The following is an 18,235-nucleotide window of genomic DNA, read 5'->3' on the forward strand; positions in this document are numbered from 1 at the left end:
TAGGAAGGTCCTACTTGGGGTCCGTTGGTTACCACGTCACCGCCACTCCGCTGTCGGCTCCCGTTGGTACGCGGTAGCGTCGATTTAATTACGCGCGATGGAAAAATGACCGCAACCGATGGGCCGATTCCGCGGAGTAAGACCCCCTTTCCGACGGTGGCGCCGGAAGTAGGGCGTCCGACGGGCCTCAAACGCCGAGTAAGAGCCCGTTACCGCCGAAACGGCGGGGGGTGGTCGCCACACTGCCGACTTACTGGCCCGACCTACCGGCCGCCCGGACGGCAGTGTCCGTATAACAATTGTGGCGGGGTAGGTGGAGGGAGCCGTGAGCCGACACGACGACGACGGACTCCGGACCTTACTCGTGGGGCTCGACGGCGCGTGCCTGCCGGTGGTCGATCCGCTGATCGACGACGGTCGGCTCCCCGTGCTCGCGGACCTGCTGGAGCGCGGCGCCTCGGGCCCACTCGAGTCGCAGATCCCCCCGTGGACGCCCAGCGCCTGGCCGTCGCTGTACACGGGCACGAACCCCGGGAGCCACGGCGCGTTCGACTTCCTGACGTTCGACGGCTACGACTGGGACGTCGTGAACCGGTCGCACGTCCGGGAACACGCCATCTGGGAACTCCTCTCCGAGCACGACCGCACGAGCGTCGTGGTCAACGTCCCCGTCACCGCGCCGCCGCCGGCGTTCGACGGGGCGCTCGTTCCCGGGTACGTCGGGCCCGAGTCGCCGCCGACACACCCCGAGGGGTTGATCGAGGACCTCCGCGAGGAGCTGGGCGAGTACCGCGTCTACGCGCCCCGCGGCGTGGAGGGCGACGAGCAGATCGAGTGGTACCGACGGCTTACTCGCATGCGCGGGGCGGCGTTCCGCCACCTCGCGGATCGGTTCGACCCGGAGTTCGGCTTCCTCCAGTTCCAGCAGACCGACACGGTGTTCCACGAGCGACCGGAGGACGACGAGGCCGTCAACGCCGTCTACGAGACGGTCGACGAGGAGCTGGGGGCCGTCCTCGACGCCTGCGACCCGGAGACGGTGTTCGTCGTCAGCGACCACGGGATCGGCCCGTACCGCGACGAGGAGTTCCGCGTCAACGAGTTCCTCCGCGAGCGCGGCTTCGTGGCCACGACGCGGGGGGAGGGCGGGATGCCGTCCTGGGGCGCCCTCGGGCCGGAGAACCTCGGCGAGGACGGGGGAGAGGGCGATGACGATCGGTCGCTGGCCGAGCGCGCCGTCGCGACCGCGGCCGCCCACGGGCTGACGAGCCAGCGCATCGAGGCCATCCTCTCGCGGCTCGGGCTGGCGGACCTGGCGCTGAAGCTCGTCTCGACGGACACGGTCAGGGCCGGCACCGAGCGCGTCGACTTCGAGCGCTCGACCGCCTACATGCGCTCGCGAACCGAACTCGGAATCCGCATCAACCTGGCCGGCCGGGAGCCGAACGGCACCGTCTCGCCCGCCGAGTACCCCAGCGTCCGGGACGACGTCGTCGACGAACTCGCGAGCGCGCGGACCCCCGACGGCGACCCCGTGTTCTCGGAGGTCGGGCCCCGCGAGGAGTTCTTCGAGGGCGAGTACATCGACGACGCCGCCGACATCATCGCCGTCCCGGACGAGTTCGACACGTTCCTCACCGCGTCGCTGCGGGGGGACCTCTTCGGCCCGACGTCCGAGACGTGGAACCACAAGCGCGACGGGCTGGTCGCCGCCGTCGGCGCCGGGGTCGACGCGGACGGGAGCGTCGAGGGGGCCCACCTCTTCGACGTGGCGCCGACGGTCCTCTCCGCGCTCGGCGTCCCGCCGAGCGACCGGATGGACGGCGGCCCGCTTCCGGTCGTCGACCCGGTTCCGCCCGACGAGTACCCGCCCTACGTGGCGACGGGGACGCGCCGGACCGACGACGACGACGTCGAACAGCGGCTCGCAGATCTCGGATATCTCGACGACTCATGAGCATCGAAATCCGCACCACCGACGACGACCAGTGGAACGACATCGTTGACGACTCGCCGCAGACGACTCCCTTCCATCGGGCGGAGGCGCTCGACGTGATCGCGGAGCACTCCGGGGCGGACCTCTACCGGCTCGTGGGGTACAAGGGGCAGGAACCGGTCGGCGTCTTCCCGGTGTTCTCCATCTCGAAGGGCCCCATCAGCGGCGCGTTCTCCCCGCCGCCGAACCTCAAGGTCCACTACCTCGGCCCGGCGCTCCTCAACTTCGAGAAGCTGAAACGCCGCAAGCGCGACAAGCGAAACCAGCGGTTCGTCGACGGCGTGATCGAGTGGGTCGACGAGGAGGTCTCGCCGCGCTACTGGAACCTCCGGACGCCGATCGGGTACGGCGACGCCCGGCCGTTCACGTGGAACGAGTTCGACGCCTCCCCCCGGTACACGTACGTCGTCGACCTGACGCGGGACGAGGACGAGCTGCTCTCGCGGTTCAGCAGCGACGCGCGCCGTAACATCACCGGGGAGTACGACGTCGACTTCGAGGTGACGGAGGGGGGGCTAGACGCCATCGACAGCATCATCGCGCGGACGCGGGAGCGCCACGAGGAACAGGGCGAGTCCTACCCCGTCACCGCCGAGTTCGTTCGCGACCTCCACGATAGACTTCCCACGGGGACGATCCGCCCGTACGTCTGCCGGGTTGAGGGCGAGTTCGCCGGCGGCGCGATCGACCTCGAGAGCGACGGGCGGGCGGGCGCGTGGATCGGGGGCGCCAAGGCCGACGCGCCGGTCCCCGTCAACGACCTGCTCGAGTGGCGGATAGCGACGGACGCACGCGATCGCGGCTGCTCCGCGTTCGACCTCGTCGGCGCGAACCACGAGCGAATCTACTCGTACAAGGCGAAGTTCGCGCCCGATCTCGTCCCGTACTTCAGCATCGAGCGGGGGTCGACCGCGATGACCTTCGCCGCCCAGATGTACAAGAATCTGCGTTGACAGGACCGGGGGACGACGGTCGATCGCCCCTACCCTTGCACGAGCCTAAGCACGCCCTTCCCGGTTCAGGCGGGCGGTACTGCCGGCCAGGAGCGGTCTATTCACAAACCTTTCCAAGCGAGAAAACGAATACAACCGACGTTTCGGTCGGCGTTACGTTTGAACACGCTGTTCATACCAAAGTAAAGCCCGGTTGTACGCCAGCCAGCATGCCAGACACTGACCGACGACGCATCCTTCAGATCGCGGCGACGGGAATCGCAGTCGGCCTCGCGGGCTGTGGAGACGGCGGCGGGAACGGCGGCGGGAACGGCGGCGGCGAGGAGACCGACCCGCTCGAAGCCGATACCGAGACGGAGACGGAGGAGGAGACCGAGACGGAGACGGAGGAGGAGGTCGGCGAGGAGACCGAGACGGGCATGGAGACCGAGACTGGAATGGGGACGGAAACCGGAATGGGGACAGAGACAGGCATGGAGACCGAGACCGGAATGGGGACGGAAACCGATGCCTTCGGCAACGAGACCGAAACCGAGACGGAGACGGAGGCCCCGTAACCGCCGCGAGCGTCCTGGCGGACGTCACACGTGATGGCTCCACGCCGGGAGCTCCCGACGTGCAGGGCGGACTGATCGCCGCTTCGTGACGGCTGACGCCGTCCAGTCGTGACGGTCCGCATCCCGTGCGTCGATCGCGTCGTCGTCGCTGTGACGACGGCTGCCAGCCCAGCAGCTGCTATTTTGGCTAGCAAAACTATCACAACTAACCGTACTATCCAAACCAGCTGTACTCGCGGAACCGAGTCGAACGGCACAGGGAGCCCGTTCCTCCCCGGGTGATCCCCAGCGACGGCTCACGGAGTCGGCGGACCCAAACGCTTGTCCACCCTCCACGAGACCTCACGGCCGATGGTCGAACGGATCCTCCTGCCCGTCGACGACTCCCCACGGTCGAACGCCGCCGTCGAGCACGCGCTCTCGGTGTACCCGGACGCGTCCTTCGTGCTGTTGCACGTGGTCGACCCGCGGGACTGGGTCTCGACCGACGAGTACGGCGAGGTGTACTACGCCGCGGAGACGAAGGACGCCGTCGTCGAGGAGGCGGACGACCTCCTCGCGACCGCCCGCGAGCAGGTGGCCGCGGCCGACAGGCCGGTCGAGACCGTCCGCGCCTTCGGCCAGCCGGCCAAGGAGATCGTCGCATACGCGCGGGAGAACGACGTCGACGCCGTCGTCATGGGGAGCCACGGGCGAACTGGCCTCGACCGTCTCCTCCTCGGCAGCGTCGCGGAGACGGTGGTCAGGCGCTCGCCCGTCCCGGTGACGGTCGTCCGCTGACGCGCCGGTCGTGTGCCTCGGCGCACCGACGCTCGTGCGGTTCGTGAGCGGTCGACACACTATCTATCTAACCTCGAATTTCAGATAGTAGTGGTACTATTTCAGATATTCTAGTGAAACCATGAAAGGGGTTCGTTCCTCGCCCTCCGAACGAGCAGACGATACCGGAGGACTCGAACGGGGTGAATCCGCGAACCCGGAGTCGCTCGAACGAGCACTCCCTCCACGATCCACTCCGACGGAGGATCTATCCTTCGGGTAAAACCAACCGACCGACCGCGTTAGTTCCCCTTTAACCACCATTCCCCCGTCGAACCAGTTGTTCGTCCGGCGTCCCACCGAAGTTCGGCTCGTCACGGAGGAAGCGAAATAGTATCTAATCGAGGTATAAAACATATCTTATATGTGGTGGTGGGCCTGCCGACTCTGTCTCCTCCAGGACGACCGCTCGGGAAACCCGAATCCGGAGCCCCGGCCGTCGCCGTTTGGGCGGCAAATACTGCGGGGCGTCCAGACACGCTTATGGTGTTCCCTGTCAACGTGTGACTCGACATGCGAAAGGTACGATTCCTGGACCCGGCGGGTAGCGTGCGAACTGGCGAGTGGATCGACGGCGCCGTGGAGTTCGGCAGCCAGCGGTTCGACCTCGAGGACGTCTCGCTCCTCCCGCCGACCGACCCGTCGAAGATCGTCTGCGTCGGGCTGAACTACGCGAAGCACGCCGAGGAGACGGACTCCGACATCCCGGAGCGGCCGCTGCTGTTCCTCAAGACACCGAACACCCTCGCGGGCCACGGCGACACCATCACCCTCCCCGAGTCGAGGGAGCGCATCGACTTCGAGGGGGAGCTCGGCGTCGTCATCGGCGAGCAGTGCCGCAACGTCGCCGAGGAGGACGCCGAGGACGTCATCGCGGGCTACACCTGCGTCAACGACCTCTCGAACCGCGACGACCAGCGCGTCGAGCAGAACTGGGTGCGAGGCAAGTCGTTCGACAACTCCGCGCCCATCGGCCCGGTGCTCGCCACCCCGGAGCACCTCCCGGACGGGGCGAGCATCGAGACCCGACAGAACGGCGAGGTGAGACAGTCGTCGTCCATCGACGACCTCATCTTCGAGATCCCGGAGCTGATCGCGGAGATCACCGAGCTGGTGACGCTGGAGGCCGGCGACGTCATCGCCACCGGGACGCCCGAGGGCGTCGGCCCCATCAGCGGCGGCGACGAGGTGGAGGTGGAGGTCGAGGGCGTCGGGACGCTGAAGAACGACTACGTCGCGGGCGAGTTCAGCGGGGACGACACCCACGACTTCGTCCCGAACCAGTAACCCCGTCGTCGCGTCGGCCTCGGATCGTCGCGCCGGCGATGCACTGCGGGTGACGGTCCCGCGTTCCGATTCTCGCTTTCGTTCCGTAGCGTTCCAGTCCGTCGACTCGCGGTTCTGCCGACTCCCGCTTCACCGACTTTCGTTCCTGCCGACTCCCGCTTCACCGACTCACGGTTCCGTCGATTCCTGATTCAGTCATGCCGCCGGCCGGACGCCGGCTACTCCACCTGCTCGACCCGGTTCGTGAGCGTGCCGAGGCCCTCGACGGTCACGGACAGCTCGTCGCCGTCGGAGAGCGACACGTCCTGGAAGTGGCCGACGCCCTTCGGCGTCCCGGTGGCGACGACGTCGCCCGGCTGGAGCTCCACCCGCGAGGAGACGTACGACACCAGGTCCGCGACGTCGTAGATCATCAGGTTCGTGCCCTCGTCCTGGACGACGTCGCCGTTGTGGCGGGTCTCGATGTGGAGGTCGTTCGGGTCGCCCACCTCGTCGCTCGTGACGACCGCCGGGCCGACCGGCGTCGAGTTCTGGAGCCCCTTCGCGGAGAACCAGTCGAGCCACTCCTCGTCCTTCGCCCGCACGTTCTGGAGGTCACGGGCCGTGACGTCGTTCAGCACCGTGTAGCCCGCGACGTGGTCCAGCGCGTCCTCGGGCGCGACGTGCCGGCCCGGCTCGCCGACGACGGCCGCCAGCTCCCCCTCGTAGTCGAGGTCCGTCGTCAACCGGGTGTCGTACTCGATGGGCGCGCCCTGGCCGACCAGCGCGCGGGTGGCCTTGGTGAATATCAGCGGCCGCTCGAACTCCTCCTGCGTGCGGTCGACCTCCTCGATGTGGGAGTAGTAGTTCAGCGCCACCGCGAAGGTGGTGTTGCGCCGGGTCGTGGGCGGCAGCAGCGTCACATCGGCCGCGTCGTGCTCCTCGCCGCCGTCGCCGACGCCGTCCCCGGTCGTGACCGCCGCCAGCGCGGCGTCGAACGCCCCGACCTCGTCCGTGACGTCCCGTACCGTCTCGTCCTTGAGGACGCCGACGCGTCGCTCGTCCCCGCCCGTGTGAAAGTGTACCAGTCGCATGCTCCCGTGAACGGCGGGCTCGTTCGGGCATAAAGATTGGCGTCCCGACGGCGCCGGGAGGTGGAATCCGGACTGCTGATCAGGAACCCGGGAGCGAGCGTGCTACCAGTCGGGGGCGTAGTCCGGCGAGTACTGTCGCTCCACGTCGTCGATGGCGTCGATGCGCTCGACTTCCGCGTCGGTGAGGTCGAGGTCGCGGGCGCGCCAGTTGTCCTCGATGTGGTCGCGGCCGGTCGCCTTGGGGATGGGTATCGTCCCCTTCTCCAGACACCACGCGATGCTCACGCGGGCCGGGCTGACCCCGCGGTCGTCGGCGATCTCCCGGATCTCGGGCTCGTCGAGGACGCGGCCGTTGCCGAGCGGCGCGTAGGCGACGAAAGCGATCCCGTTGGCCTCGCAGTACTCGCGGAGGTCCTGCTGCGGGAGGAGGGGGTGCATCTCGGCCTGGAGTACCGAGACGGGGACCGCCGAGGCGTCGCGGGCCTCCTCGAGCTGGTCGACGGTCACGTTACACACGCCGAGCCGGTCGAACAGCCCCTCGTCGTGCAGGGCCGCGAGGACCTCGAAGGTGGTCTCGGGGTCGTAGCCGCCGGCCGGCCAGTGGACGCCGTACAGCAGGTCGACCGACTCCACGTCCAGTCGGTCGAGACACGACCGCACGTTCGCCTCGATGCTCCCGGCCGAGTAGTCGTCGGTGAACCGCGGGTGAAGCACCTTCGTCGCCAGGAACACGTCGTCGTCGACGTCGGCGGCCGCGATACCCTCGCCGACGGCAGCCTCGTTCCCGTACGCCTCGGCGGTGTCGACGTGTCGGTAGCCGACCTCCAGCGCGGTCCGCACGCTGTCGACGCACTCCCCGTGGTCCGTGTTCCGGTACGTTCCGAGCCCCGGCGACGGGATATCGTGATTCGCCATTGTGTACGTTCGGACCTCCGACGCCACCGGCATAATCGTTCCCCCGGGCCAGGACCGACCGGTCGACCACGGTGCGGCCACGATCCCCCGACGGACGATCACTCCCGGCGACGGCGTGACGGATTGGGGATACCGTCCAGCTGTTCTGCATCGTCGAACAGAATGGGGGCGGTCCGTGGATTGTCAGCCGTCTACCCTGCCGCAATCGTTCGTCTGGGGAGCGATACGGGCGGTCTCCGACGGACGAGCGGGGGGTACGATGGAATTACAAACATACGTCTGTAATCCACATCTTCGTTCGGCATCGTAGAACGGCGATCAGGCGTACCTGATGTTGAGTTCCAGTTCGTTAGCGACGGCCAGGAGCAGGTCCGGGAGCTCCGACCGGATGCGCTCGCCCTTCATCCGCTGGCTCGGGCCGGAGACGCTCAGCGCCCCCAGGACGCGCCCGTCGGCGGTCGAGACTGGCACGCCGACCGCCCAGAGGCTGTTGGTGCTCTCCCCCCGGTTGTCGGCGTAGCCGCGCTCGCGGATGCGCTCCAGCTCCTCGTACAGCTCCCCCTCGTCGGTGATCGTCCGGTCGGTGAAGCGTTCGAGGCCGCGCCGTGCGATGACCTCCTCGACGTCGGGCTCCGGGAGGCTCGCGAGGATGGCCTTGCCGGCCGACGTGGCGTGCAGGGGGACCCGCTTGCCGATCTCCGAGTCGGTGTGGACGGCCTCGCTCCCGGACTCGCGGAACATGTAGACGCCGTAGCCGTGCTCCTCGACGATGAACTGGGATCGCTCGCCCGTCTGCGCGGCGAGCTTCTTCACCTTGTCCCGCGCGAGCTCGTAGGCCGGCTGCCGGGTCCGCACCCGCTGTCCCAGGTGGAGAAAGCGCAGGCTGAGCCGGTACTCGTCGCCGTCCTGCAGCACGTACCCCCGACGACGGAGCGTCTGCAGGTGGTTGTGGACGGTGCTCTTGGCCATGCCGAGCTCGTCCGCCAGTTCGGTGACGCGCGCCTCGCCGCGCTCCCCGATCTGTTCTATCACGTCGAACGTGGTCTCGGTCGCCCCGATCCCGCCCAGCGCGTCGTTTCGTGAGGTCATGGGAGAGTATCACAAACAACGCTATTTATAACTATTGTTCTACAGGACCGAACGCGGTTCGGGTCGCGGTGATCAGTACGAGCGCGGCAGGCTCAGGACCTTCTCCGCGACGTAGTTGAGCGCGAGCTGCTGGGTGACGGGGACCAGCCGGGTGAGCCGGGCCTCCCGCAAGTACCGCTCGACGTCGTACTCCCGGGCGACGCCGAACCCCCCGTGGGCCTGGACCGCCGCGTCGGCGGCCTCGAAGCAGGCCTCGGCCGCGAGGTACTTGGCGGTGTTCGCGCGGCCGCCGAGCTCCCGCCGCGTGAGGTCGTCCGTCCGGCGGGCCGCCGCGTAGGTGACCTCCTTGGCCGCCTGGACGTGGGCGTGTGCGGCGGCAAGCGGGTGCTGGACGGCCTGGTTGGCGCCGATGGGCCGGCCGAACACCTCGCGCTCCCGGGCGTAGGCGGCCCCCCGTTCGACTGCGAGTTCGCCCAGCCCGACGCACTCGGCGGCGACGACGAGCCGTTCCTCGTTGAGGCCGTCGAGGAGGTGGTAGAACCCCTCCCCCTCGGTGCCGACGAGGTTCCCCGCGGGGACCCGGAGGTCGTCGAACCACAGTTCGAACGAGTGGACGAACTCCCCCGCGGTCTTCGGGATCGGCTCCATCCGCAGCGCGCCCTGCCCGGTCGCGTCGTCGAGGTCCACGAGCAGCAGCGACAGGCCGCGGGTCTCCTTCTCGACGTCCGCGACCGGCGTAGTCCGGACCACGAGGAGGAGGTAGTCCGAGACGTCGACGCGCGAGGTCCAGATCTTCTGGCCGTTCACGACGTACTCGTCGCCCTCGCGGGTCGCGGTCGTCTCGATCGCCGTCGACTCCGAGCCCGCGTTGGGCTCGGTCAGCCCGAACGACTGGACGGACACCTCGCCGGCCGCGACCTTCGGCAGCAACTCCGCCTTCGTCGCCTCGTCGGCGTAGTTCACCAACGGGACCGAGTTGTAGACGCCGCCGTGGACCGCCTGGGCGGCGCCGAAGCCGCCGCCGCTCGCGGCGATCTCCTCCATCAGTATCACCGACTCCACCGTCGACATCCCGGCGCCGCCGTACTCCTCCGGGATGAGCACGCCCAGCCAGCCGCCGTCGGCGAGCGCGTCCACGAACTCGTGCGGGTACTCGCCGGTCGCGTCGCGCTCGCGCCAGTACGCGTCGTCGAACTCCGAACAGAGCTCCCGGACGCTCCGCCGGAACACCCGCTGTTCCTCCGATAGCTCCACGCTACCCCGAACGGGATGGACCATCTACCGGGTGAGAGGGGTCCCGGTCCATATAATTCCCTCCCCTCGGCGCTGAACGGGAGCGATTGGCCCCAGGAGGCGAGGGTGTGCTCGTCGGACGGGCCGACGGAGGAACCTTTTTGAGCCGTTCCCACGGCCTTGAGTGTGTGACAGAAATCCACACGCTCTCGGCGACCCGTCTCGCACGCGAGATCCGCAACGGCGACCGCTCGCCGGTCGCCGTGGTCGACGCCGTGCTCGACCGTATCGACGCGCGCAACGACCGGACGAACGCCTTCGTGACCGTCACCGCCGACCGCGCCCGGGAGGACGCCCAGGCGGCCGAGCGCGCCGTCGAGGAGGGTCGATCGCTCGGCCCGCTCCACGGCGTCCCGGTGGCGGTGAAGGACCTGGACGACGTCGCCGGCGTCCGGACGACGTTCGGCTCCCGCCTGTTCGAGAACAACGTCGCCGACGAGGACGACGAGTTCGTGCGGCGGCTGGAGGCGGCCGGCGCGATCGTCGTCGGCAAGACCAACACGCCCGAGTTCGGCCTCGGCTGTACCACGGACAACCTCGTGCTCGGGCCGACCGGCACCCCGTTCGACCCGTCGAAGGTCGCCGGCGGCTCCTCGGGCGGCGCGGGCGCGGCGCTGGCAGACCAGCTGGTCCCCATCGCCCAGGGCTCGGATACCGGCGGCTCGATCCGCACGCCCGCCTCCTGCTGTGGCGTGTTCGGCATCAAGCCCTCGTTCGGGCGCGTCCCGCGGGTAAACCGGCCCGACGCCTTCGCCGACCACACGCCGTTCTCCCACACCGGCCCGATGGCCCGCACGGTCGCCGACGCGGCGGTGATGCTCGACGTGATGGCCGGCCCGGACCCGGGGGACCCGTTCAGCCTCCCGGACGACGGCACCGACTACGTCGGCGCCACCGAGCGCCCGATCGACGACATGCAAGTGGCGTATAGCCCCGACCTGGGCATCTACCCGGTCGACCAGGCCGTTCGGGACGTCGTGGACGGGGCCGTGGGGGCGTTCGAGGACGCGGGCGCGACGGTCGAGCGGGTCGACCCCGACATCGACTGCGAGCGGGAGGACGTCCTCCACGCCTTCTACACGTTCGCCAAGGTGCGCTGGGAGTCGCTGTTCGACAACCTGGAGGAGGTTCACGGGCTGGACCCGCGTGGCGCCGACCGCGACCTGCTCCGGCCGGTCACCGTCGAGACCATCCTCGAGAGCGACCCGGTCACGACGCGCGAGTACAAGCGCGCGGACGTGACCCGGACGACGGTGTACGACGGCGTCGTTGACCTCCTCCGGGAGTACGACCTGCTCGTGACGCCGACGCTCGGCGTCACGCCGTTCCCGCACGGCGAGCACCCGACGGAGGTGGACGGCGTCGAGGTCGAACCGCTGCGCGGCTGGCTGCTCACCCAGCCGTTCAACTTCTCGGGCCACCCCGTCGGCGCCGTCCCGGCGGGGCTCGCCGACGACGGGCTCCCCGTGGGAATGCAGGTGGTGGGTCGCCGTCACGCCGACGGGGACGTGCTGGCTGCCAGCGCGGCCGTCGAACGGGAGCGTCCCTGGGCGGACGCCTACCCCGAGTGAGGAATCAGTCGCCGGTTCAGAAGGTGGTCGCGGGTCCCGCCGTCAGTCCCGCATCGTGGTCACGACGGGGCACTCCGCGCTCAGCAGGATCTCCTGGGTGACGCTCCCGAAGATGGCCTTGCCGACGGGGGACCGTCGCCGCCCACCCACCGCGAGGAACTCCGGGTCGATGTCGGCCGCCTCCGCGAGGACCTCGTCGGCCGGGTCGCCGACGCGGCCCCGCGGCTCGACGCGGTCGTCGACCCCCCCGAGCGCGTCCTCGGCCGCGCGGTAGGCGAACCGCGCGGCGCTGTCCTCCTCCTGCGCGATGGTGACGTCGCCGAACCCCGGAAGCTCCTCGATCGATTTGCGGTACTCGTCGAACTCCTCGGCGGGCGCCACGTGCAGGACGACGAGCGGCTCGTCGTACCGCTCGGCCAGTTCGTAGGACACCGGAAGCACCCGTTCGGATCGCTGGTTCTCCCCGATCGCGGCCAGTATCGGCATGCCCGTCCCATTACCATCCCTCCCTAAGTAGATTGTCCCGGGCGGACCCCCACCCGACGCAAAGCTATATGCCGGCGTGGTCCACCGGTCGATGCGAGGTAAGACAATGCGACGAGTCCGATTCAGGGACCGCGGCGGTTCCGTACGGCGGGGCGAGTGGACAGACGACGGCATCGAGTTCGGCGGCGAGGTGTACGACCCGGAGGCGGTCGACGTCCTCCCGCCGGTCGAGCCGTCGAAGATCGTGTGCGTGGCCGCGAACTACGTCGAGCACATCAAGGAGGCGGGCCGGAGCATCCCCGAGGACCTCCCGCCCCGCCCGGGCTTCTTCCTCAAGGGTCCGAACGCGGTGGCCGGCCACGGCGACACCGTGAAACTGCCGACCCCCGCGGCGACCGAGGAGGAGCTGGCCGGGCGCGAGAAGGGCGACATCGAACTCGGACAGGGTCGGATGGACTACGAGGGCGAGTTCGGCGTCGTCATCGGCGAGCAGTGCCGCAACGTCCCGGAGGACGACTACATGGACGTGGTCGCGGGCTACACGTGTCTCAACGACGTCTCGAACCGCGACGACCAGGACGTCGAGCGGAACTGGGTGCGCGGAAAGGCGTTCGACAACTCCGCGCCCATCGGCCCGGTGCTGGCGACGCCCGACGAGGTGCCGGAGCAACCGCGGGTGCGGCTCTGGCTGAACGGCGAGAAGCGGCAGGACTCCGACGACGACGAGCTGGTCTTCCCCGTCGGGCGGGCCATCAGCGACGTCTCGACGTTCCTGACGCTGGAACCCGGCGACATCGTCGCCATGGGGACCACCGTCGGCGTCGGGCCGCTGAGCGACGGCGACCACGTGGAGATCGAGGTGGAGGGCGTGGGACGGCTCGAACACGACGTCGAGGCCTGAGCCCGCCGACCGGGTGACGATCGGATCCGACCTCACCCGTTCGGGCGTGGTGTCGACGTGCGAACTTTTTATCCATCCGTGCGATAGAGGGCCGCCATGGAAGACGCCGCGGCCAGCGAATCCCTGTTCACGACTGGCGTCCTGACGACGCGAGATGGGGAGGTAACGACGACCGAGCGCTTCGAGTCCTCGGTCGAGGACTACGTCGACGAGGTCGCCGGCCGGACTCGCGAGGAGCTGGCCGAGCTCGTCCGGGAGCGGGTCGAACGGGAGGCGGTCGTCGACCCGTTCGCGGCCCTCGGCGCCGAGGACTCCCGCACCCTCGCGGAGCTGTTCGCGCTCCACGACCACCTGACGGCCGCCGCCGACGGTGGGGAGCTGGCCGCCGCCGACGCGTTCCTCTCGTCCGGCGACTGGCTGTCGCTGCTCCCGGTGTTGCGGCTGTTCCGTCCCGTCGAGACGCCGACCGACGGCGTCCCGGAGTCGTTCGTCCCGGTCCCGGCGACGCACGTCCCCCACCTTACGCGGATCTACTCGCCGGCGGTCGTGTACGTCTGGCTCGACGACTGCTCGCCCTGCGAAACCGTCAAGGACGACCTCGAGTCGATCTTCGCGGACCCGCAGGAGGTGATGCCGTTCGCGGTGTACGGTCCCGACCACCAGGAGTTCCTCGCCGAAGAGTACCAGGTGACCGCCGGACCGGCGCTGCTGTTCGTGCTCGACGGGACCGTCGACTCGCGGATCTACGGCGCCCAGGGGAGGCGGGGAATCGAGGCGGAACTGGCGACGCTCCGCGAACTGGCCGCAGGCGACTGACGCGACCGCCCCGAACCCACCGCCTCGGCCGGGTTCGGGGGGTCGGCCATCGAAACTCTTAATATGGCGGCTGGGTTGAGAACTGTTGACATACGACTCTATGATATCAGGAGCCGAGTGTGGCTGTCGTCACGCCAGTAGGCACGAAACAAACGGCGTCGAGGGCCACGTGGAAACCACATGAGTGTCGTGAGCAAACTGCAAGGATTCGGCGGCGGCGACCTCGGAACCATGGTCAGGCGGACCCTGCGGAACCTGCTCCGTGAGCGGATCACCAAGTTCGCGTTCGTCTGCCTGCTGTTCATCCTCCTGATCGGACTCATGGGGCCGGAGATCGCGCCATACGACTACGCCGAGCAACAGCGGACCGCGGACGGCCAGCTGAACCGGTACGCCCAGCCGTCGCTCGAGCACCCGCTGGGGACGAACGACCGCGGCGAGGACGTGCTCTCGCGGCTGCTGGTCGGGGCACGGGCGACGCTCATCACCGGGCTGCTCGCGGGGAGCCTGATGCTCGTGCTCGGCCTGTTCGTCGGCGTGACCGCCGGCTACGTCGGCGGACGGACGGAGAGCCTGCTGATGCGCTTCGTCGACTTCATCTACGGCATCCCGTTCATCCCCTTCGCCATCGTGCTCATCACGTTCTTCGGGGCGGGCTTCTACACCACCATCGCCATCATCGGGCTGGTGCTGTGGCGGTTCATCGCGCGGGTGATACGCTCGCAGGTGCTCCAGATCAAACAGCGCCCGTACATCATGGCGGCGAAGGCCTCGGGGGCCAGCACGCCCTGGATCATCCGCAAGCACATCCTGCCGAACATCGCCAACATGGCCGCGCTGTTCTTCGCCATGGGCGTCGGGCTGGCCATCCTCGAACAGGCCGGCCTCTCGTTCATCGGCGTCACCGACCCGTTCACGCCGACCTGGGGGATCATGATCCGCAACGCCCACCAGTCGGGTCGGGTCGCCGAGGCGTGGTGGTGGTCGTTCCCGCCGGGAATCATGATCTCGCTGACGGTGCTCTCGCTGTACCTCCTCGGACGGGGGTACGAGGGCGCGGGCGGCGAGGACGAGGTGGTCGTGTAACATGTCCGAGCCAATACTGGAGTTCGACGACGTCGACATCGAGTACAGCACCCGCGGGGACAACGCGGTCCACGCGGTCAACGACGCATCGTTCGCCATCGAGGAGCACGACTACTTCGGGCTCGTCGGCGAGAGCGGCTGCGGCAAGAGCACCATCGCCGACGCCATCGTCGGCGGCCTCGACGAGAACGGCGAGGTCACGTCGGGCGCGATCCGGTTCAAGGGGAAGGAGATCCAGGACTACTCCGAGAAACAGTTCAACAAGGAGATCCGCTGGAAGGAGATCTCGGTCATCCCCCAGTCCTCGATGAACAGCCTCGACCCGGTGATGAAACTGAGCCAGCAGGCCGTCGAGATGGCGAAGTACCACACCGACCTCTCGAAGGCCGAGGCGGTAGACCGTCTCCGGGACCTGTTCGACGTCGTCGGGCTCTCGGAGTCGCGCATCCACGACTACCCGCACCAGTTCTCCGGCGGGATGCAACAGCGGGCGATCATCGCGTTCTCGCTGTTCCTCCGCCCCAGCCTCATCATCGCGGACGAGCCGACGACGGCGCTGGACGTCATCATGCAGGACCAGATCCTCGACCACATCAACGAGCTGAAGGACGACTGGAACATCAGCATGCTGATGATCACCCACGACATCTCCGTCGTCTTCGAGAACTGCGACTCGATGGCGGTGATGCACGGCGGGCAGGTCGCGGAGGCGGGCAGCACCGTGGACGTGTTCGACCGGCCGCGACACCCGTACGCCATCCTGCTCCAGAACGCGTTCCCGGACGTCCGGTACCCCGACCGCGAACTGGCCGTCATCGAGGGTCACCCGCCACAGCTTCGGGAGAAACCGGACTTCTGCACGTTCGCGGACCGCTGCCCGTGGTCCACCGACGAGTGTTACGACGGCGCTCCCGACCCGCAGCCGATCGAGGGCGACGAGTCCCACATGGCGTGGTGCGTCCGGGCCCACGAGATGGAGGAGCTGGCCGCCGAGCACCTCGAGAAACCGCCCGAGGCATCGAGCATCCTGGAGGGGAGCCGATGAGCGGCGACGCGCCGGTCCTCGAACTCCGGGGGCTGGAGAAGTACTTCGACACCTCGACGGGGCTGTTCGACACGGTCAAGAACCGCATCGCCGGCCGGGAGCCCGCGTACGTCCAGGCCGTCGACGGCGTGAACATGGAGCTCCGGGAGAACCAGGTCCAGGGCGTCATCGGCGAGAGCGGCTGCGGGAAGACCACGCTGCTGCGGACGCTCATCGGGCTGTACGAGCCCACCGGCGGGGAGCTGCTCTTCCACGGCCAGCCGACCTCGGAGTTCACCAAGGAGGAGTGGAAGGAGTTCCGCCGCCAGGTCGGGCTCGTCTTCCAGGACCCGTTCAACTCGCTGGACCCGAAGTTCAGCGTCCGACGCACGCTGGCGGAGCCGCTCGAGATCCACGGCATGGACTACGACCTCGAGCGCATCGAGGAGATGCTGGAGTCCGTGGGGCTGTCCCCGGCGGACAAGTACCTGGGGCGGTTCCCGAACCAGCTCTCCGGCGGCGAGAAACAGCGCGTCGCCATCGCGCGCGGGCTCATCACCGAGCCCGACGTCATCCTGGCCGACGAGCCGGCGTCGATGCTGGACGTCTCCACCCAGGCGGAGATCCTGAACCTCCTGAACCGGCTCACCGACGAGTTCGGCGTCTCGATGGTGTACATCTCCCACGACCTCTCGACGGTCTCGTACATCTGCGACGAGATCAACGTCATGTACCTCGGCCGGGTCGTGGAGAAGTCGCCGACGAGGCGGCTGCTCGCGGAGCCCAAACACCCCTACACGCAGGCGCTCATCCAGTCCATCCCGATCCCGGACCCGCACTACGAGCGCGAACGGGCGACGATCGGCGGCGAACCGGGCGACCCCATCAACATGCCGAAGGGGTGCCGGTTCAAGAACCGGTGTCCGGAGCGGATGGAGGTGTGCGACCACACGCCCTACGACGTCCCGCCGGACGGCGAGGACGACCGCACGGTGGCGTGTCACCTCTACTACGACCACCCGACCGGGGAGTCGGCGAAGCAGGAGGACTCCGCGCAACCGGAGGAACTCGCAGAACTGGAGGAAACACGATGAACTCGACACCGAACGACGATCGACCGACCGACCACGGGCGGGCCTCGGCCGTACGCGAACCCGATGCGAGCGACCCGCGACCACCCGCAGACGACCGCCCGCAGTCACCGACTCCGGCGACGGGAGGTGAGCGCGCGTGAGCCGCCTCCGCTACTTCGCCCGGCGGACGGCGATCACGGCGGTGCTCATCTTCATGGTGGCGTCGGCGCTGTTCGTGTTCTTCCGGCTGATGCCGGGGGACTACTCGGCGCTCCTCATCCAGCAGGGGATGACACCCGATCAGGCCGCCAAGCTCGAAGCGAAGTGGGGGCTGAACGCGCCGCTTCACGAGCAGTACTTCAAGTACGTGGTCAACCTGCTCACCGCGGACGCCGGTCAGTCGTTCCGACACGGGTCGCCCGTCTGGGAGCTCGTCCGGCCCCGTATCATCAACTCGGCCATCCTGGTGTTCCCGGCGATCACGGCGACGTACATCATCGGGAGCGTCATCGGCACGATCATCGGCCGGTACCGCGGCGGCTTCCTCGAGAAGTCGAGCATCATCACCGTCTCGATGTTCCACTCGATCCCCGACTTCTTCCTGGGCATCCTGCTGATCGCCGCGTTCTCCTCGACGCTCGGCATCTTCCCCACGTCGGGGATGCTCTCGACGCAGACCTCGATCATGATCCAGGACCAGCCGTTCTGGCACCGGTTCCTCCTGAAGGAGTTCTGGATGCACTACGCGCTCCCGTTCGCGACCATCACGCTGTACTTCATGCAGTACCCGGCGCTCATCATGCGCAACAGCGTCGTGGAGGTGAGCGACCAGGAGTTCCTCCACTACCACCGCCTGAAGGGGCTCCCGCGCGGGAAGCTGCTCCGGAAGCTCATGCGGCACGCGTCCCTGCCGGTCATAACGCTGTACCCGATCTCGCTGGCGACGTCCATCAGCGGGCTCGTCCTCATCGAGATCGTGTTCAACTGGCCCGGCATCGGGCGGCTCCTCGTGGACTCCGTGCTGGCCCGGGACTTCCCGGTCATCCAGTTCGTCTTCCTCGTCGCGGCCGTCTGGGTCATCCTGGGGAACTTCGTCGTGGACCTGCTCTACGGCGTCATCGACCCCCGGGTGTCAGTCGCGGGCGACGGGAACGAGTAGTCCCGCGGCCGCCCCTTCGACCGGGTTCGTCGTCCGTGCGGATCGGCGAGATGGAAGTCGGCCCGGAAATCGCCGGCATCCGTCGGAATCCAGTCGGCGTTCTCCCGTCCGACAGGGCCGGAATCACCGAAAACCTT

The 18,235-nt window shown here is 68.3% G+C and carries 17 protein-coding genes; 12 read left to right on the plus strand and 5 right to left on the minus strand.

Annotated elements, in window-relative coordinates; all coding sequences use genetic code 11:
- The first annotated feature begins 325 nt into the window (after positions 1 to 325).
- From HUG10_RS18445 to HUG10_RS18465, 5 genes are all read left to right on the plus strand, one after another.
- Positions 326 to 1,957, plus strand: a complete 1,632-nt coding sequence (locus tag HUG10_RS18445; protein ID WP_179171165.1) for an alkaline phosphatase family protein — start codon at positions 326 to 328, stop codon at positions 1,955 to 1,957.
- Positions 1,954 to 2,949, plus strand: a complete 996-nt coding sequence (locus tag HUG10_RS18450) for a lipid II:glycine glycyltransferase FemX (protein WP_179171166.1) — start codon at positions 1,954 to 1,956, stop codon at positions 2,947 to 2,949. The genes HUG10_RS18445 and HUG10_RS18450 overlap by 4 nt, the downstream gene beginning before the upstream one ends.
- 209 nt (positions 2,950 to 3,158) lie before the next feature.
- Positions 3,159 to 3,506, plus strand: coding sequence for a hypothetical protein (locus HUG10_RS18455; RefSeq protein ID WP_179171167.1), 348 nt, complete (start codon positions 3,159 to 3,161; stop codon positions 3,504 to 3,506).
- Between the two features lie 351 nt (positions 3,507 to 3,857).
- Complete coding sequence (locus HUG10_RS18460) at positions 3,858 to 4,286, plus strand: universal stress protein (protein WP_179171168.1); 429 nt, start codon at positions 3,858 to 3,860, stop codon at positions 4,284 to 4,286.
- A gap of 552 nt (positions 4,287 to 4,838) precedes the next feature.
- The gene (locus tag HUG10_RS18465; RefSeq protein ID WP_179171169.1) at positions 4,839 to 5,612 is read left to right on the plus strand and encodes a fumarylacetoacetate hydrolase family protein; all 774 of its coding nucleotides are present in this window, start codon (positions 4,839 to 4,841) and stop codon (positions 5,610 to 5,612) included.
- Between the two features lie 218 nt (positions 5,613 to 5,830).
- Here HUG10_RS18465 and HUG10_RS18470 read toward each other — a convergent pair whose 3' ends face one another.
- From HUG10_RS18470 to HUG10_RS18485, 4 genes are all read right to left on the minus strand, one after another.
- Positions 5,831 to 6,685 carry a fumarylacetoacetate hydrolase family protein gene (locus HUG10_RS18470; RefSeq protein WP_179171170.1) on the minus strand — a complete coding sequence of 285 codons (855 nt, stop codon included), beginning with the start codon at positions 6,683 to 6,685 and terminating at the stop codon, positions 5,831 to 5,833.
- Between the two features lie 102 nt (positions 6,686 to 6,787).
- Positions 6,788 to 7,600, minus strand: coding sequence for an aldo/keto reductase (locus HUG10_RS18475; RefSeq protein ID WP_246310378.1), 813 nt, complete (start codon positions 7,598 to 7,600; stop codon positions 6,788 to 6,790).
- A 318-nt stretch (positions 7,601 to 7,918) separates the two neighbouring features.
- Entirely contained in the window at positions 7,919 to 8,689 is a 771-nt protein-coding gene (locus HUG10_RS18480) for an IclR family transcriptional regulator (protein ID WP_179171171.1), read from the minus strand.
- Between the two features lie 72 nt (positions 8,690 to 8,761).
- Positions 8,762 to 9,967: an acyl-CoA dehydrogenase family protein gene (locus HUG10_RS18485; RefSeq protein WP_179171172.1), complete on the minus strand. Its 1,206-nt coding sequence runs from the start codon at positions 9,965 to 9,967 to the stop codon at positions 8,762 to 8,764.
- 143 nt (positions 9,968 to 10,110) lie between these two features.
- Here HUG10_RS18485 and HUG10_RS18490 point away from each other — a divergent pair, with 143 nt between their 5' ends.
- Complete coding sequence (locus HUG10_RS18490) at positions 10,111 to 11,553, plus strand: amidase (protein WP_179171173.1); 1,443 nt, start codon at positions 10,111 to 10,113, stop codon at positions 11,551 to 11,553.
- A 42-nt stretch (positions 11,554 to 11,595) separates the two neighbouring features.
- Here the strand turns inward: HUG10_RS18490 and HUG10_RS18495 are convergent, their stop codons facing one another.
- Positions 11,596 to 12,039 (minus strand): universal stress protein, encoded by a 444-nt coding sequence (locus tag HUG10_RS18495; protein WP_179171174.1) that lies wholly within the window; start codon positions 12,037 to 12,039, stop codon positions 11,596 to 11,598.
- Between the two features lie 106 nt (positions 12,040 to 12,145).
- Here HUG10_RS18495 and HUG10_RS18500 point away from each other — a divergent pair, with 106 nt between their 5' ends.
- The 6 genes from HUG10_RS18500 to HUG10_RS18525 all read left to right on the plus strand — a co-directional run bounded on the left by HUG10_RS18500 (position 12,146) and on the right by HUG10_RS18525 (position 18,098).
- The gene (locus HUG10_RS18500) at positions 12,146 to 12,940 is read left to right on the plus strand and encodes a fumarylacetoacetate hydrolase family protein (RefSeq protein ID WP_179171175.1); all 795 of its coding nucleotides are present in this window, start codon (positions 12,146 to 12,148) and stop codon (positions 12,938 to 12,940) included.
- Between the two features lie 96 nt (positions 12,941 to 13,036).
- Entirely contained in the window at positions 13,037 to 13,756 is a 720-nt protein-coding gene (locus tag HUG10_RS18505) for a thioredoxin family protein (RefSeq protein ID WP_179171176.1), read from the plus strand.
- A 180-nt stretch (positions 13,757 to 13,936) separates the two neighbouring features.
- Positions 13,937 to 14,842 carry an ABC transporter permease gene (locus HUG10_RS18510; RefSeq protein WP_179171177.1) on the plus strand — a complete coding sequence of 302 codons (906 nt, stop codon included), beginning with the start codon at positions 13,937 to 13,939 and terminating at the stop codon, positions 14,840 to 14,842.
- Position 14,843: 1 nt separating this feature from the next.
- Positions 14,844 to 15,887: an ABC transporter ATP-binding protein gene (locus HUG10_RS18515; protein ID WP_179171178.1), complete on the plus strand. Its 1,044-nt coding sequence runs from the start codon at positions 14,844 to 14,846 to the stop codon at positions 15,885 to 15,887.
- On the plus strand, positions 15,884 to 16,960 hold the full coding sequence (locus HUG10_RS18520) for an ABC transporter ATP-binding protein (protein WP_179171179.1): 1,077 nt from the start codon (positions 15,884 to 15,886) through the stop codon (positions 16,958 to 16,960). The genes HUG10_RS18515 and HUG10_RS18520 overlap by 4 nt, the downstream gene beginning before the upstream one ends.
- A 136-nt stretch (positions 16,961 to 17,096) precedes the next feature.
- On the plus strand, positions 17,097 to 18,098 hold the full coding sequence (locus HUG10_RS18525; protein ID WP_179171180.1) for an ABC transporter permease: 1,002 nt from the start codon (positions 17,097 to 17,099) through the stop codon (positions 18,096 to 18,098).
- The last annotated feature ends 137 nt before the right edge of the window (positions 18,099 to 18,235 follow it).

It is taken from the genome of Halorarum halophilum (assembly GCF_013401515.1).
GTDB lineage: Archaea > Halobacteriota > Halobacteria > Halobacteriales > Haloferacaceae > Halorarum > Halorarum halophilum.